Source organism: Janthinobacterium sp. 64 (assembly GCF_002813325.1).
Classification (GTDB): domain Bacteria; phylum Pseudomonadota; class Gammaproteobacteria; order Burkholderiales; family Burkholderiaceae_D; genus Janthinobacterium.
Window position 1 is genome coordinate 4,259,856 of sequence record NZ_PHUG01000001.1, and the last position, 16,128, is coordinate 4,275,983.

Genomic DNA, 16,128 nt, shown 5'->3' on the forward strand with positions numbered 1-16,128 from the left:
TTTCTATGAATCAAGCAATACCGCCGGACCCGCGCATTGCCAGCCTCGAAGCCGAAAACCAAGCCTTGCGCGCGCGCATGGATTTCCTGCTGGAACAGGTCGAGCGCAACCACGACATCATGTGCCGCCACCAGGCGTTTGACCTGGAAATCGTCGGTGCGTCCACCTTTCCCGAACTGATCGGCACCATTTTCCGCACCTTGCCCGTGATTTCCGACCTCGACGGCGTCACCCTGAGCCTGCTCGACGAGGATGACGATATCGTGCTGGTGATGGAAAAGCTGGGCGTCGATTTCAGCGCTTTCCCGCAGTTGCTGTTCGTGCATGCCGTGGCGGAGCTGGGTTTTGCTGCACCAAAACCCGTGGCCGAAGGGGAAGCGGCCTTGCCGCCGCGGCCCCTGCTGGGCACCTTCGACGCCGCCGTGCATGGCCCGCGTTTTCCGCAGATAAACGTGCCCCTGCGCAGCGTGGCGCTGGTGCCCTTGCTGCGCAACAAGCGGCTGATTGGCAGCCTGAACCTGGCCAGCGGCGACGAGACGCGCTTCACGCCTTCGCTGGGCACGGATTTCATCAAGCACATGGCCTCCATCATCGCCATTTGCCTGGAAAACGTGATCAGCAATGAAATGCTGAAATACATCGGCTTGACCGATTCCCTGACGGGCGTCTATAACCGCCGCTATATCGACCGCCGCCTGCTGGAAGAAATCGCCCGCGCGCGGCGCCAGAATTATTGCATTTCGTGTATGTATATCGACATTGACCATTTCAAGCTGTTCAATGACAAGCATGGTCACCAGGGCGGCGATGAAGTATTGCGAGAAGTGGCCACGCGCATCCGCACGGAATTGCGCCGCTCCGATGCGCTGGGCCGCTTCGGCGGCGAGGAATTCGTCGTGCTGCTGATCGATGCCGACCTCGACAGCGCGACCTTCGTGGCCGAACGCATCCGCGCCAGCATCGCCGGCACCATGTTTGACTTGCCGGGCAGCGCGCAGGCGTGGGTCAGCGTGTCGATCGGCGTGGCCAGCCTGGAAGCGGACGTGGCGCTGCTGCCGATCGAAACGGTGGCGCAGCAACTGGTGGCGCACGCCGACCAGGCCCTGTACCAGGCCAAGGCCGATGGGCGCAACAAGGTCGTCAGCTGGCAGGCGCAGCCAGGTTAATTACTTTAATAGTAAAGTTTCCGCTTTGGCCACGGCGTCGGCCGTGCCGCGCAGCACCACCACGTCACCGCTGGCCAGCTGCGTCTCGGGCGTGATATCGAGGCGGCCGCGGCCGCGGCGAATGGTCGTCACGGCAGCGCCGCAGCCGGCCACGTCGATCGTGCTCAGGGGCAAGCCCACGCAGTGCGCGCCCTCGCTGACGGTGACCGTATGCAGGCGCTCCAGCTCGGCATCGTCGCCCGCGTCGCTGGAACCGTGGAAATAGCCGCGCAGAGAGGCATAGCGTTCCTCGCGCGCCGCCTGCACCCGGTGCACCACGCGGCGCAGGGGCACGCCCATCATGATCAAGGCGTGCGAAGCGAGCATCAGGCTGCCTTCCATCAATTCCGGCACCACTTCGGCCGCGCCCGCCTTCTTCAACTGATCGAGGTCGCTGTCGTCGTGGCTGCGCACGATGACGGGCAAGGTTGGCGCCATTTCGTTGAGTAAATGCAATAACTTCAGTGCCGAGGGCGTGTTGGCGTAGGTGATCACCACGGCGCTGGCCCGGTAGATGCCAGCCGCCACCAGGCTTTCGCGCCGGCCCGCGTCGCCATACGAGACGTGGGCGCCGGCCAGCTGCGCTTCCTGCACCCGTTCCGGGTCCAGGTCCAGCGCGTGGTATTCGATTTTTTCTTCCGCCAGCAGGGTGGCCAGGCTTTGCCCGCTGCGCCCGAAGCCGGCGATCAGCACGTGTTTCTGCGAGGCCATGGTGCGCGTGGCGATCTTGGTGAGCGCCAGCGATTGCATCATCCAGTCGTTGGCCGCCAGTTTCATGACGATGGCGTCGGACTTGGCGATGAGGAAGGGCGCCACCAGCATCGACAGCACCATCGACGCCAGCACCACCTGCACGACGAACGGGTCCATCAGCTTGATGCCGCCAGCCAGGTTCAGCAGCACGAAGCCGAACTCGCCCGCCTGCGCCAGCGCCAGGCCCGTGCGCAATGACACGCCCGTCGATGCGCCGAACAGCCGGGCCAGCCCTGCGATGAGGGCAAATTTCAGCAGCACGGGGCCGCACAGCAGCAGCAAGACGAGCCACCAGTTATCGAGCACCACGCGGATATTGAGCAGCATGCCGACGGTGATGAAGAACAGGCCCAGCAGCACGTCGCGGAAGGGCTTGATATCCTCTTCCACCTGATGCTTGAATTCCGTCTCGGAAATGAGCATGCCGGCAACAAACGCCCCCAGGGCCAGCGACAGCCCGGCCCGCTCCGTGATCCACGCCGCACCGAGGGTGATCAGCAGCAGGTTGAGCATGAACAGTTCTTGCGAGCGGCGCTTGGCGACGATGGTCAGCCAGCCGCGCACCAGTTTCTGGCCGATGAACAGCAGCAAGATCAGTACGACGAGGGCCTTGCCGCCGGCCCAGGCCAGGGTTTCGGCCAGGTTGTCCGAATCGCGCGTGAGAGCAGGAATCAGGATCAGCAGGGGCACGACGGCCAGGTCCTGGAACAGCAAGATGCCGATGATCTTGCGGCCGTGTTCGCTTTCGAGTTCCAGCCGTTCCGTGAGCATTTTCGAGACGATGGCCGTCGACGACATGGCCAGCGCGCCGCCCAGGGCGAACGCGGCTTGCCAGCTCAGGTGGATGTAGGCGGACAGGTAGCGCCCGACGAACCAGCCGAAGACGACGGTAGCGATGATGGTGGTGACCACCTGGGCCATGCCAAGGCCGAAGACGATGCGCCGCATGGCGAGGAACTTGGGCAGAGAAAATTCGAGCCCGATGGAAAACATCAGGAAGACGACGCCGAATTCGGCCAGGGTGTGGCTGGCCTCGTTTTCCGCTGCCAGGCCCAGCGCATGGGGGCCGATGACGATGCCAACGGCCAGGTAGCCCAGCATGGGCGGCAAATGCAACATTCTGAAAGCGACCACGCCCAGCACGGCGCTGCCGAGTAACATCAGAGTCAGTTCAAGCGAGGAAAACATGGGTTGCCCGGTACGGTCAATGGAAATCGTTGTTTGTTGTGACTGGCAAGTTTTTTGCTTTCCTAATTCGTTTATACTTTGGGCATGAGTGTAACCCATGAAAAAACAATGCTGAAAGCTTTTGATCGAATTGACATGCAAGCGACCACCGAGCGCGCCGTCGCGCTGGCCCGCACCACCTTGCAGATCGAGTCCGACGCCATCGTCGCGCTGCACGCGCGCCTGGCCACGGACGACAGCGTGGGCCGCGCCGTGGCGCTGTTGCTGCAATGCAAAGGAAGAGTCGTCGTCTCCGGCATCGGCAAATCCGGCCATATCGCGCGCAAGATTGCCGCCACCCTCGCTTCCACCGGCACGCCGGCCCTGTTCGTGCATCCGGCCGAAGCGGCCCATGGCGACCTGGGCATGGTCACCTCGGACGATGCTTTTATTGCCATATCGTATTCGGGCGAATCGTCGGAACTGATGGCCATCATGCCCGTCGTCAAGCGCATGGGCGGCGTACTGATTTCCATGACGGGCAAACCGAATTCGAGCCTGGCGCAGCTGGCCGACGTGCACCTGGATGTTTCTGTTGAGAAAGAAGCCTGTCCGCTGAATCTGGCGCCGACGGCCAGCACCACCGTCACCCTGGCCCTGGGCGACGCGCTCGCCGTGGCCTTGCTCGATTTGCGCGGCTTCAAGGAAGAAGATTTCGCGCGCTCGCATCCGGGCGGCGCCCTGGGCCGGCGCCTGCTCACGCACGTGCATGACGTCATGCGCAGCGGCGAACGGGTACCCAAGGTGCCCGTGGACGCTTCCTTGCTGCAGGCGCTGGAAGAAATGACGAAGAAGGGCATGGGCATGACGGCCGTCGTCGATGCGGACAACCGCCCCGTGGGCGTGTTTACCGATGGCGACCTGCGCCGCATGTTCGAGCGCGTGCAGGATTTCACGCAAGTGGCGATCCGCGACGTCATGCATGCGCAGCCGCGCAGCATCGCGCCCGAACGCCTGGCCGTCGATGCCGTGGCCGTGATGGAGCAGTTCCGCATCAACCAGATGCTGGTCGTCGATGCCGACGGCAAGCTGGTGGGCGCGCTGCATATCCATGATCTGACGCAAGCGAAGGTGATCTGATGGACAGCGTAGCGGACAACCTGGCGCGCGCGGCCAAGGTCAGACTGATGATCTTTGACGTCGACGGCGTGCTCACCGACGGCAGCCTGCATTTCGGCCCCGATGGCGAGATGATGAAAACGTTTAATGTGTATGATGGCCTGGGTATCAAGCTGCTGCAGGAATCGGGCGTGCAGACGGCCATCATCAGCGCGCGCCGCTCGGCCATCACGGCGCGCCGCGCGCAAGATCTTGGCATTACCCATGTGCACCAGGGCGGTCACGACAAGCTGACGCCGTTTCGCGAACTGCTGGCGCTGACGGGCTTGACGCAAGAGCAATGCGGCTACATCGGCGACGATGTCATCGACGCCCCCATCCTGCGCCGCGTGGGCTTTGCCGTCAGCGTGCCGGGCGGGCGTCCGGAAGTGCAGGACCTGGCGCACCATGTGACGCAGGCCGGCGGCGGCCGCGGCGCGGTGCGCGAGATCTGCGAATTCCTGCTGCGCGCGCAGGACAACTATGCGCGCGTCATGGCGCCGTTCCTGGAGTGAGGCGCACCTTGCCGCCAGTGAGATTGGAAAGAGTGAAACCCTATGCGTAAGCCAGGAGGCGCCCATCGCTGGCGCACGATTTTTACCGTGCTGGGCGCGGTTGTTGTCGCGCTGGCCAGCTTTTGGCTGCTCGAAGTGATGAACAAGAATGCCCAGGACATCACGGCCAGCAAGCATCTGGATGAGCCAGACTATTTCATCACCAATTTCAGCCTGGTGCGCATGGACTTGACGGGTAAACCCAGCTATATCGTATCGGGCACCAAGCTCACGCATTATCCGGCCGACGATTCCTCCGATATCGACCAGCCTTTCGTGCGCAAGCTCACGCCAGGCATGCCGCCGATGAACATGAATGCGGAACTGGCGCATATCGACCAGGACAATACCCGGCTGCAACTGCATCGCAATGTCGTGATCGACCGCGTGGCCAGTCCAAAGGCGCAGAACCTGACGGTCAGGACGGAAGCGCTGACGGTATTCCCGGATGAGGAAAGAATGGAAACGGACGTGCCTGTCGATATCCTGACGGGCGCCTCGCGCCTCAATGGCGTCGGCATGAAGGCCAATAACGCCACTGGCGTGGTGGAAGTGCAGAATGCGCTGCGCATGGTCCTCCCGCCGAAACCGCGCCCTGCCGCGGCGGCAAAATGACAGAATGAAACAAGGAAACCATACTATGAAGAAGATCTTGCTGTTGACCGTATTGTCCCTGGCCATCATGGGAGGTGCGCATGCCGAGAAGGCCGATTCCGAGAAGGAAGCCGTCATCACGGCACGCAGCGGCCACGTCGATGACGTCAAGCAAGTGCGTACCCTGACGGGCGACGTCGTGCTGGTGAAAGGCACGCTGACCATGAAGGCGGGCCGGGCCTTGATCACGGAAGACCCGCAAGGCTACCAGTTCATCACCTTCTGGGCCGATCCCGGCAAGCTGGCCACCTTCCGCCAGAAGCGCGATGGCGCGGGCGACCTGTGGGTGGAAGGCGAAGCGGAGCGCGTGGAATACAACAACAAGACGGAAGTGGTGAAACTGTTTTCCAAGGCCAAGCTGACGCGCCTGGAAGGCACGAAAGTGACCGATGTGGCCAACGGCGCCTTCATCTCGTATGACAGCCGTAAGGAAGTATTCACAATGGAAAATTCCGACAGCGGCACCAGCACGCCCGATGGCGGCAGCGTGCGCATGGTGATCCAGCCGAAGCCCAAGGCACCGGCGGCGGAGAAAGCGCCGGCCACGCCCGCGCCAGGAAAGAAATAATGGACAATACTCGTTGCGGCAGCACCCTGATCGTTCGCGGGCTGCAAAAAACCTATGGCAAGCGGCAAGTCGTGCATGATGTCTCACTGCAAGTCGAATGCGGCGAAGTGGTGGGGCTGCTGGGCCCGAACGGCGCCGGCAAAACCACCTCGTTCTACATGATCGTCGGCCTGGTGCCGTCGGACGGCGGCAGCATCGATATCAGCGGCGTGGACATTTCCCGCCTGCCGATCCACCGCCGCGCGCAGATGGGCCTGTCGTATCTGCCGCAGGAAGCGTCCGTCTTCCGCAAGCTGACGGTGGAAGACAATATCCGCGCCGTGCTGGAAATCCAGACCGTTGAAGGCCGTCCTTTGAAGAAGGCCGAGATCGAAGAGCGCCTGGATAAATTGCTGGCCGACTTGCAAATTGAAAAGTTGCGAGAGAACCAGGCGCTGTCCTTGTCGGGTGGCGAGCGCCGCCGCGTGGAAATCGCCCGCGCGCTGGCCACCGACCCCCGTTTCGTGCTGCTCGACGAGCCGTTCGCCGGCGTCGACCCCATCGCCGTGATCGAGATCCAGCGTATCGTGCGCTTCTTGAAGGAGCGCAATATCGGTGTGCTCATCACCGACCATAATGTGCGCGAGACGCTGGGTATCTGCGACCGTGCCTACATCATCAACCAGGGCTCGGTGCTGGCGTCGGGACGCCCCGACGACATCATCGCGAACGAGTCGGTACGCCGGGTCTATCTGGGCGAACACTTCCGTATGTGAGCCAATGAAACAATCATTGCAGCTGCGCACTTCGCAGCACCTGGCACTGACGCCGCAGTTGCAGCAATCGATACGCCTGTTGCAATTGTCTACCCTGGAATTGCACCAGGAACTAGAGCAACTGCTGACGGACAATCCCTTGCTCGAACGCCTGGACGATCCGCTCGACCATTCGCTGCGCCTGCTGTCCGACGGGGCCCTCAGTTCCACGGCCGCGCCGGCCGAAGCGCCGCCCCAGCCGCCAGGCCAGGAGGCGCCTGCGGCGCCGGCCGAAGCGGAAGCCTTTGACGGCGAGGCGGGCGAGGGCCCGGCCGCCGCGGACGGCGGCGACAGCGACTGGAGCGAGGCGAGCCGCGGCAAGGCGCCCGACGATGAGGATTCGCGTCCGCAACTGGAGGCCCATCACTGCACCCTGCGCGAGCACCTGATGGAGCAGATGCGCGTGACGGTGCTCGAATTGCGCGACCGCGCGCTGGTCGAGCTGATCATCGACGCGCTCGACGACAATGGCTACCTGGAAGAGTCGCTCGACGACATCCTGGCGCGCCTGCCGGAAGAGCTGGAAATCGACGCCGACGAACTGCGCACGGCCTTGTCGCTGCTGCAAAGTTTCGATCCGCCCGGCGTGGGCGCGCGCAATGCGTCCGAATGCCTGGCGCTGCAGATCAAGCGTTTGCCGCACGTCGCCATGGTGACGCGGCGCATGGCCCTCGTCATCGTGGAAAAGCACCTGGCCTGGTTTGCCCAGCGCGATTTCAACAAGCTGAAAAAAGCCCTCGATTGCGACGAGGAAGACTTGCGCGAAGCGCAGACGGTGATTCGCCAGTGCAATCCGCATCCGGGCGCCGTGTTCGCCTCGGATGTGTCCGATTACGTGGTACCCGATGTCGTCGTCAAGCGCGCGCGCAATGGCTGGCAAGTCACCCTGAACAATGACGTCATGCCGCGCCTGCGCGTCAACGCCATGTACGCCAACTTGCTCAAGCAGGGCAAGGGCGAGGGCGCCATGGGTGCGCAGTTGCAGGAAGCCAAGTGGCTGATCAAGAATATGCGCCAGCGCTTCGACACCATCCTGCGCGTGGCACAGGCGATAGTAGAAAGACAAAAGAACTTTTTCTCGCATGGGGCCGTTGCCATGCGCCCCCTTGTGCTCCGTGAAATAGCTGATACACTAGGTTTACACGAGAGTACTATCTCGCGGGTAACAACTCAAAAGTACATGCTGACCCCGCACGGCATGTTCGAGTTGAAATATTTCTTTGGTAGCCACGTCGCCACCGAAGCGGGGGGCGAAGCGTCATCGACGGCGATACGGGCATTGATCGTGCAACTGACAGGAGCAGAAGACCCTAAAAATCCTTTATCCGACAGTAAGATTGCGGACATGCTGGGGGAACAAGGCATGGTGATTGCGCGACGTACTGTTGCCAAATACCGGGAAGCGTTGAAAATTCCGCCAGTGAGCCTGCGTAAGTGTTTGTAAGTTTTTTTCGGTTCCTCTGCGGGCCGGACAGGATGGACCGCACGAACCCGATCATCTTTAGGAGTGTGTATGAATCTCACCATCAGCGGACATCATCTCGAAGTGACACCAGCCATCCGTGAATACGTACAAACGAAGCTGGAGCGCGTGAAACGTCATTTCGATCAAGTCATCGATATCGCCGTGATTCTGACCGTGGATAACCTCAAAGAGAAAGAAAAACGTCAAAAGGCTGAAGTCAACCTGCGTCTGAGTGGCAAGACTGTCTATGTGGAAAGCCTGGCGCACGACCTGTACGCCGCGATCGATACCCTGATCGACAAGCTCGATAGGCAAGTGATGAAATACAAAACCAAAGTGCAAGGGCACGGTAAAGAGGCGATCAAGCATCTGCCAGACAACTCCGAGGAAGACGCCGTCGTCGCCGTTTAAGGCCACCCGCTTCCAGCAGTTGTGATCAACTAAGGGCGCACATCTTGCGCCCTTTTTTGCGCCCGTACCTGTCGAACGCAATCTTCCCCGCGCAAGGGCTAGAATGTTTGCACTTTCACTTCTTTCCTGCCTGCCATGAGCGACTTCGTCCAGACCTCCATCCGCAACCGCACCGGGCACATCGTGCTCGACCGTCCGAAAGCCTTCAATTCCCTGTCGCTGGAGATGGTGCGCGCCTTGAGCGCGACGTTGCTGGCCTGGCGCGACGATCCGCAGGTGGACGCCGTGGTGATCCGTTCCAGCAGCGAAAAAGCCCTGTGCGCCGGTGGCGACATCCGTTTCTTTTACGATGCGGGCCTGGCCACGCCGCAAGGCGGCAGTGCCTTGCTGGAAGATTTCTTTACGGAAGAATACGCCTTAAATCATGTGATTCATTTCTATCCGAAACCGTATATCGCCGTGATGGATGGCGTGGTGATGGGCGGCGGCATGGGCGTGGCGCAAGCCGGGCCAGGCAACCGCCTGCGCATCGTCACGGGCCGCACGCGCATGGCCATGCCGGAAGTCAATATTGGCTTGTTCCCGGACGTGGGCGGCAGTTATTTCCTGTCGCGCCTGGCCGGCCAGCTGGGCCTGTACCTGGGCTTGACGGGCCTGACGATCAACGCGGCCGATGCCCTGTACACGGGGCTGGCCGATGTCTACCTGCCCGAGGCGCAGATGGGGACGCTGCTGGCCCTGTTCGACTCGACGCCGGGCGAGGCCTTGCCGGTCGCTATCAAGGCGCTGGCGGCACCGTTCCAGGCCGGGGCGGGGGCTTCTTCTTTGGCCACCGCGCGCGCGGCGCTGGACCGCCACTTCGGCGCGCCTTCCGTGGCCGCCATCATGGCCTCGCTGGCGCAGGACGACAGCGCGTTCGCGGGCAAGGCCCTGGCGGCCATGCGCCTGCGTTCGCCCCTGATGATGTCGGTGACCCTGGAATTGCTGCAGCGGGGGGCTCACCTGGGCGTGGCCGATTGCCTGCGCCTGGAGCGTACGGTGGTGCGCCATAACTTCGCGCATGGCGAAGTGCTCGAAGGCGTGCGCGCGCTGGTGGTCGACAAGGACAATGCACCGCGCTGGAACCCCGTCAGCCTGGACGAGGTCGATGCAGCCATGGTGGCGCGCTTCTTTGCCCCCGTCTGGCCGGCTCAAGCGCATCCGCTGCGCCACTTGAATTAACTAGCTACGCTCGCGGTGGCGCAGGACCACGCGCTCGTTGGGGCCGAAGTATTGCGCCAGCCGTTCCGCCATGTACACGGAGCGGTGCTGGCCCCCCGTGCAACCGAGGGCCACCGTCAGGTAGCTGCGGTTGTCGGACTTGAATGACGGCAACCATTTTTCGATGAAGGCGCGGATGTCGGCCAGCAGCTCCAGCGCGCTCGGCTGCGCGTCGAGGAAGGCGATCACGGGCGCATCGCGTCCGTCGAGCGGGCGCAGCGCCAGGTCGTAATAGGGATTGGGCAAGGCCCGCACGTCAAAGACGAAATCGGCGTCCAGCGGCACGCCCAGCTTGAAGGCGAACGATTCAAAGAACAAGGTCAGCGGCGCGCGTTCGGAGGCGACGATATCCTTGATCCAGGCGCGCAATTTATTGGCGCTCAGTTCCGACGTATCGATCACATGGCCCAGCTGCTCAATGGCCGACAGGCGCTCGCGTTCTTCCGAGATGCATTCGATCAGGGTGCGGCGGCTGGCCGGGTTCTGGTTCGGACGCAATTCGTGCGACAGCGGATGGCTGCGCCGCGTTTCCGAGAAGCGCGCCACCAGCGAATGCGTGGTAGCCGTGAGGAACATGACTTTGACGTCGTGCCCTTGGTCGCGCAGCAGGGCCACATTGTGCGGCAAGCTGGCCAGCGACTCGGCGCTGCGCGCATCGACGGCGACGGCCAGTTGCGGTGTGCCTTCGTCGAGCAAGGTTTGCACCAAGCTGGGCAGCAAGGCCGGTGGCAGGTTGTCGACACAATAGTAACCGGTATCTTCCAGCACATTGAGCGCGACGGATTTACCGGAGCCGGATATTCCGGTGATAAGGACGATATGCATACGCCGATCATACAATAAAGATCGGCGCTCTGCTCCAAGGCAATGATTTTTACAAATTATTGCAATTTAGACTGTCGTATTTCTTTGCTGCACACGTCAACAATGTCGTCGGATTACGCGGCGGCTTCGCCACCGCTAATCCGACCTACGTTGCTAATCACCGCTCATTGCTAACCTCTGCCGTTCCATGAACTCCTGCAAGGTATCGATGCCGCGCAGTTGCAAAATGGTATTGCGTACGGCCGCTTCGAGCAACACGGCGATGTTGCGGCCGGCGGCGACGGGGATGACGACCTTGCGCACGGGTAAGCCCAGAACGTCTTCCGTGGGGAACAGGAAGGGCAGGCGCTCGACTTCTTCTTCCAGGGCGTTGCGGCGCACCAGATGCACGATCAGTTTCAAACGCATCTTGCGGCGCACGGCCGTTTCGCCAAAGATGGCCTTGATGTCGAGTAAGCCCAGGCCCCGCACTTCGAGCAGGTTTTGCAGCAGCGGCGGGCAGCGGCCTTCGATCATGTTCGGTGCGATGCGCGAGAATTCGACGGCGTCATCGGCCACCAGGCCGTGGCTGCGCGAAATCAGTTCCAGGCCCAGCTCGCTCTTGCCCAGGCCCGAATCGCCCGTGATCAGCACGCCCACGCCCAGCACGTCCATGAACACGCCATGCATGATGATGCGTTGCGCCAACTTTTTGGACAGGTAGACGCGCAGGAAGTCGATCACTTGCGCGGCCGGCAGCGGGGTCGAGAACAGGGGAATGTTTTGTTCGTCGCAAATGGCGAGGATGTCGGGCGGCGTTTCCAGCCCTTGTGCGATGATCAGCGCGGGCGGGCCGCCGGCGATCAGCTCGCCGATCACGTGGGTGCGCGTGTTGACCTTCAGGCGCTGGTAGTAATTGATTTCCTGGTGACCGAAGACCTGGATGCGGCCCGGATGGATCAGGTTCAAGTGGCCCACCTGGTCGGCGGCCGACGAGACGTCGCCCGAGATCAGGCGCTCGCCGCCGGGGAAACCGGCGAACCAGCCCAGTTGCAGACTTTCACGATTATCGTCGTACAGGCGTTGTATCGTCAGCGGCGTTTGCAACATGGCAGTCTTCTTCAGGAGTGGAGGAATACCTGAAGTTTAACCCGCCGCTTGCAGACTGGGTTGCCAATTGACGATGCGCGAATGCACGGATTTCGGTTCCGGATCCGTCGCCAGCGCCGTGCGGAAGGCATCGTCGGAAAACATTTCGGCGATTTCCGACAGGATTTCCAGATGTTGCTGGGTGACATGATCGGGAATCAGCAGGAAAAACAGCAGATTGACGGGCTTGCCATCGGGCGACTCGAACGGAATCGGCTCGGCCAGACGCACGAAGGCGCCCAGCGGCGCTTTCAGGGTCTTGCTGCCTTTGACTCTGCCATGCGGCACGGCTACGCCATGGCCCAGGCCAGTCGAGCCCAGGCGTTCGCGGGCAAACAGATTGTCCGAAACGGTAGAGCGGGCGATGCCGTAATTGTTTTCGAAGATCAGGCCGGCTTGCTCGAAGGCGCGCTTTTTACTGGACACTTCCAGGTCCAGCAGGACGTTTTCGAGGGATAATATTTTGCTAAGATTAGTCATGACACTCAATGAAATGGTGCAATGCGCAGAGGGCTTGCGAGCCGAATTATAGGCCTGTTTCGGCGGCCTGTAACGCCAATTCTCAACAGTATACGCCCGCTGCGGGCGCAGTGGGCGCTACAGCCCACGTGGCCATCATTTTAGCAAAAAAATAACACCGGCGTGTATCGGCTATTTCTTGATTAAAAACACGCGGCGAACAGATTTTTCCGCCGCTGAATGCCGATTTTCCGATTTTTCAGCGTCTGTGACATGCTCTGCGGCACTACTGCAACGTTGTTTTAAAACACAGCCAACATTCCTGTTGGCATGGTTTCGTGGTGTTGCGCGAGGTTATTGGCGCGCATTGCGCAGATTGCCCGGCATCGTGCCCGTGCTGTAGTTGCTGCGCCACGGGTTGATATCGAGCCCGCCGCGGCGCGTATAGCGCGCATACACGGACAGTTTTTGCGGCTTACACTGGCGCAAGATATCGACAAAGATGCGCTCCACGCATTGCTCATGGAATTCATTGTGCTCGCGGAAACCGATCAGGTAGCGCAACAGGCTTTCCTGGTCGATCTGCGGTCCTGCATAGTCGATCTGCACGCTGCCCCAGTCGGGCTGGCCCGTCACCAGGCAATTCGATTTGAGCAAGTGCGAAACGAGTTTTTCTTCCACCGGCGCTTCATCGAGTGCCGCCTTCAACAGCAGCGGCGAGGGCGTGTATTGCGTGATTTCCAGGTCCAGGCGGTCCAGCAGCACGCCATCGAATTCGCCCATTTTCAGCTTGCCGAAGTCTTCCTGCAAGGTCAGTTCCACTTGCACGGGCGCGCCGAAGCCGTTCGATAAATCCTGCTTGAGCAAGGCCAGCAGCGCATCCGGGCTGTCCAGCTTGGTCTGGTTGAACGAGTTCAGGTACAGCTTGAACGATTTCGATTCGATGATGTTGGGCGAATCGGCCGGCGCGCTGACCTTGGCAATGGCCACCTGCGGCTTGCCGCGCTGGTTCAGCCACGACAGTTCGTAGGCATTCCAGATGTCGAGGCCGAAGAAGGGCAAGGTGCCGCGCAATTCCAGCTCGTCGCGCTTGCCCTGGCGCGGAATCGGAAACAGCAGTTCCGGCGCGTAATCGCTGCGGTAGGCGGAGCTTTTGCCCAGGGGGGATTGTTCGGCGAGGTCGTTGGTGGTGGTCATGGTCGTGTGGCGTAGTTCGGTCAAGGACGCATGGTAGCCTATTTCGGGGTCAGACCCGTCGGGTCTGACCCCAGCTTCTTCGCTTGGGTTATAACTAACCCAAAAACAATTTATATACAGGATTGCTGCTCTCATCCCAGTAACGGTACCCGAGGGTATCGAGGAAGCGGGCGAATTCTCCCATCTCGTCGGGCGGCACTTGCAGGCCCACCAGGATGCGGCCCACGTCGCCGCCCTGGCTGCGGTAGTGGCAAAGTGAAATATTCCAGTTCGGCGCCATGCTGTCGAGGAAGCGCATCAGCGCACCGGGGCGTTCGGGGAATTCAAAGCGGTACAGCAGCTCGTCCTGCGCCAGCCGGCTCTTGCCGCCGACCAGATGGCGGATGTGCGACTTGGCCAGCTCGTCGTGGGTCAGGTCCAGCGTCTTGAATTCGTGTTCCTCGAAGGTCTTCGCCAGCACGCTCGACTCATGCCGGTCGGCAATCTGAATGCCGACGAACACGTGCGCCGCTTTTTCATCGCTGATGCGATAGTTAAATTCCGTCACGTTGCGCGCGCCGATGAGCGAGCAGAAGCGCTTGAAGCTGCCTCGCTGTTCGCGCATGGTGACGGCAAACACGGCTTCGCGGAACTCGCCCAGCTCGGCCCGCTCGGCGACGAAGCGCAGGCGGTCGAAATTCATGTTCGCGCCGCAGGCGATGGTGACCAGCGTCTGGTTGACGATGGGGTGCTTGCTCAGGCTGGCCCGTTCCACGTAGGCCTTGGCGCCCGCGATGGCCAGCGCGCCGGCCGGTTCCAGGATGGAGCGCGTGTCCGTAAACACATCCTTGATGGCGGCGCAGATGGCGTCCGTGTCGACGATGATGATGTCATCGACATATTGCTGCGCCAAACGGAAGGTTTCCTCGCCCACCAGACGCACGGCCGTGCCGTCCGAAAACAGGCCCACGTCGGGCAGGGTGACCCGTTCACCCGCTTTCAGCGAGCGCGCCATGGCGTCCGAATCGACTGTTTGCACGCCGATGATCTTGATGTCGGGGCGAATCTGCTTCACGTACGCCGCCACGCCGGCGATCAGGCCGCCGCCGCCGATGGCGACGAAGATGGCGTGGATGGGGCCGGCGTGCTGGCGCAGGATTTCCATGCCGATCGTGCCCTGGCCGGCGATCACGTCCGGGTCGTCGAACGGGTGCACGAAGGTCAGCTTCTGTTCCTTTTCCAGGGTCAGCGCATGATTGTAGGCATCCGTGTAGGACTCGCCGTGCAGCACGATTTCCACATGCACGCCGCCGCGCGCCTTGACGGCGTCGATCTTGACGGGGGGCGTGGTGGTGGGCATGACGATGACGGCGCGGCAACCCATGCGCGCGGCCGACAGGGCCACGCCCTGGGCATGGTTGCCGGCCGAGGCGCAAATCACGCCGCGCTTGCGTTCCGCATCGCTGAGCTGGGCCATCTTGTTGTAGGCGCCGCGAATCTTGAAGCTGAACACGCTTTGCATGTCTTCGCGCTTGAAGTAAATCTGGTTGTTCAGGCGCTGCGACAGGGCAGGGGCCAGTTCCAGCGGCGTTTCGGTAGCGACGTCATAGACGCGGGCGGTCAGGATTTTCTTGAGGTAGTCGATGTTCATAGTCTGCAAGCAAGTGATTCTGGGCCAGAAAGGGTCTGGAACGTGTCGGGCGATAGCGGCGGCGCCGCGGCGGATAGCCTGGCGACAAAAATGCTCTGTGGAACTACGGGCGGGTATGCCTTTGCCTGCCGGCGCGGATTGTGCGGCGCGCAAGCTGCTCTTCATTATAATGGAGAGCCATACTGCATCGCGAAGTGTTCCATGATCGAATCCGCAATCGCCTGGCTGCTGCAGCTGATCGCAGCACCGGAAGTCGGGCTGACATCGGTCTTTCTGATCAGCTTTATTTCCGCCACCTTGTTGCCGCTCGGCTCGGAGCCGGCCGTGTTTGCCGTCATCAAGGCCAATCCCGCGCTGTTCTGGGCTGCCATCGGCGTCGCCACCCTGGGCAATACCCTGGGCGGCATCGTCGACTACTGGATGGGCTACCGGGCCAAGCAGGCGTTCGCCAAGGAGCGCGACACGCGCTGGTTCCGCTGGCTGGCCCGCTACGGCGCCAAGACCATGCTGCTGGCCTGGCTGCCCATCGTGGGCGACCCGCTGTGCACGCTGGCCGGCTGGCTCAAGCTGCCGTTCTGGCCCAGCGTGGCCTACATGGCCGTCGGCAAGTGCGCGCGCTACCTGACCATGACGGGCTTGCTGCTGTACGTGCCCGATGGCGTATGGCACCGGATTGGACAAATGCTGGCGTAATAGGGCTGCCTGCAACGCCGTTTTGCCCCATTTTTTGGCAGTCCGATAGTTTGCAATGGAGTCCGATTCTTGGCATTTTTTCGTCGAAAAATCAGCAATACTGGTTTTTTATTCATGTAAAATAGGGCTTTTCCATATTTGCTATGGTGGCGGGCGGGGTGCTTAAACCTTGGGCGGCATAAGGCTGTTCCCGCATGGTGCGGCGCA

The 16,128-nt window shown here is 61.4% G+C and carries 16 protein-coding genes; 10 read left to right on the plus strand and 6 right to left on the minus strand.

Annotated features, from left to right (window positions below; translation table 11 throughout):
* Nucleotides 1-5: 5 nt before the first annotated feature.
* A complete protein-coding gene (locus tag CLU91_RS18740; RefSeq protein WP_100875343.1) occupies nt 6-1,166 on the plus strand; it encodes a GGDEF domain-containing protein in 1,161 nt (386 codons plus the stop codon).
* On the opposite strand, the gene CLU91_RS18745 is transcribed toward CLU91_RS18740, so the two are convergent.
* Nucleotides 1,167-3,146 (minus strand): monovalent cation:proton antiporter family protein, encoded by a 1,980-nt coding sequence (locus tag CLU91_RS18745; protein ID WP_100875344.1) that lies wholly within the window; start codon nt 3,144-3,146, stop codon nt 1,167-1,169.
* 84 nt (nt 3,147-3,230) lie between these two features.
* Between CLU91_RS18745 and CLU91_RS18750 the strand changes: the two genes are divergently transcribed.
* The 8 genes from CLU91_RS18750 to CLU91_RS18785 all read left to right on the plus strand — a co-directional run bounded on the left by CLU91_RS18750 (nt 3,231) and on the right by CLU91_RS18785 (nt 9,950).
* Nucleotides 3,231-4,265: a KpsF/GutQ family sugar-phosphate isomerase gene (locus CLU91_RS18750; protein WP_442906569.1), complete on the plus strand. Its 1,035-nt coding sequence runs from the start codon at nt 3,231-3,233 to the stop codon at nt 4,263-4,265.
* A complete protein-coding gene (locus CLU91_RS18755; RefSeq protein WP_100875346.1) occupies nt 4,265-4,798 on the plus strand; it encodes a KdsC family phosphatase in 534 nt (177 codons plus the stop codon). Before CLU91_RS18750 ends, CLU91_RS18755 begins: the two co-directional genes overlap by 1 nt.
* 42 nt (nt 4,799-4,840) lie before the next feature.
* Nucleotides 4,841-5,452 carry an LPS export ABC transporter periplasmic protein LptC gene (lptC, locus tag CLU91_RS18760; protein ID WP_100875347.1) on the plus strand — a complete coding sequence of 204 codons (612 nt, stop codon included), beginning with the start codon at nt 4,841-4,843 and terminating at the stop codon, nt 5,450-5,452.
* 25 nt (nt 5,453-5,477) lie between these two features.
* Entirely contained in the window at nt 5,478-6,059 is a 582-nt protein-coding gene (gene lptA, locus CLU91_RS18765; RefSeq protein WP_100875348.1) for a lipopolysaccharide transport periplasmic protein LptA, read from the plus strand.
* Nucleotides 6,059-6,814 carry an LPS export ABC transporter ATP-binding protein gene (gene lptB / locus CLU91_RS18770; RefSeq protein WP_099760888.1) on the plus strand — a complete coding sequence of 252 codons (756 nt, stop codon included), beginning with the start codon at nt 6,059-6,061 and terminating at the stop codon, nt 6,812-6,814. Before lptA ends, lptB begins: the two co-directional genes overlap by 1 nt.
* A gap of 4 nt (nt 6,815-6,818) precedes the next feature.
* The gene (locus tag CLU91_RS18775; protein WP_100875349.1) at nt 6,819-8,297 is read left to right on the plus strand and encodes an RNA polymerase factor sigma-54; all 1,479 of its coding nucleotides are present in this window, start codon (nt 6,819-6,821) and stop codon (nt 8,295-8,297) included.
* A gap of 69 nt (nt 8,298-8,366) precedes the next feature.
* Nucleotides 8,367-8,729, plus strand: coding sequence for a ribosome hibernation-promoting factor, HPF/YfiA family (gene hpf / locus CLU91_RS18780; RefSeq protein WP_035824124.1), 363 nt, complete (start codon nt 8,367-8,369; stop codon nt 8,727-8,729).
* A 135-nt stretch (nt 8,730-8,864) separates the two neighbouring features.
* On the plus strand, nt 8,865-9,950 hold the full coding sequence (locus tag CLU91_RS18785; RefSeq protein ID WP_100875350.1) for an enoyl-CoA hydratase/isomerase family protein: 1,086 nt from the start codon (nt 8,865-8,867) through the stop codon (nt 9,948-9,950).
* Here the strand turns inward: CLU91_RS18785 and rapZ are convergent, their stop codons facing one another.
* From rapZ to ilvA, 5 genes are all read right to left on the minus strand, one after another.
* Nucleotides 9,951-10,814 (minus strand): RNase adapter RapZ, encoded by an 864-nt coding sequence (gene rapZ, locus CLU91_RS18790; protein WP_071079719.1) that lies wholly within the window; start codon nt 10,812-10,814, stop codon nt 9,951-9,953.
* A 153-nt stretch (nt 10,815-10,967) separates the two neighbouring features.
* On the minus strand, nt 10,968-11,903 hold the full coding sequence (gene hprK, locus CLU91_RS18795; RefSeq protein ID WP_034753337.1) for an HPr(Ser) kinase/phosphatase: 936 nt from the start codon (nt 11,901-11,903) through the stop codon (nt 10,968-10,970).
* 36 nt (nt 11,904-11,939) lie between these two features.
* The gene (locus tag CLU91_RS18800) at nt 11,940-12,422 is read right to left on the minus strand and encodes a PTS sugar transporter subunit IIA (protein WP_071079718.1); all 483 of its coding nucleotides are present in this window, start codon (nt 12,420-12,422) and stop codon (nt 11,940-11,942) included.
* A gap of 333 nt (nt 12,423-12,755) precedes the next feature.
* Nucleotides 12,756-13,598 carry an NADPH-dependent 7-cyano-7-deazaguanine reductase QueF gene (gene queF, locus CLU91_RS18805; RefSeq protein ID WP_100875351.1) on the minus strand — a complete coding sequence of 281 codons (843 nt, stop codon included), beginning with the start codon at nt 13,596-13,598 and terminating at the stop codon, nt 12,756-12,758.
* Between the two features lie 94 nt (nt 13,599-13,692).
* A complete protein-coding gene (gene ilvA, locus CLU91_RS18810; RefSeq protein ID WP_100875352.1) occupies nt 13,693-15,228 on the minus strand; it encodes a threonine ammonia-lyase, biosynthetic in 1,536 nt (511 codons plus the stop codon).
* A gap of 201 nt (nt 15,229-15,429) precedes the next feature.
* On the opposite strand from ilvA, the gene CLU91_RS18815 reads away from it, so the two are divergent.
* Entirely contained in the window at nt 15,430-15,921 is a 492-nt protein-coding gene (locus CLU91_RS18815) for a YqaA family protein (RefSeq protein WP_092718393.1), read from the plus strand.
* Nucleotides 15,922-16,128: the final 207 nt, after the last annotated feature.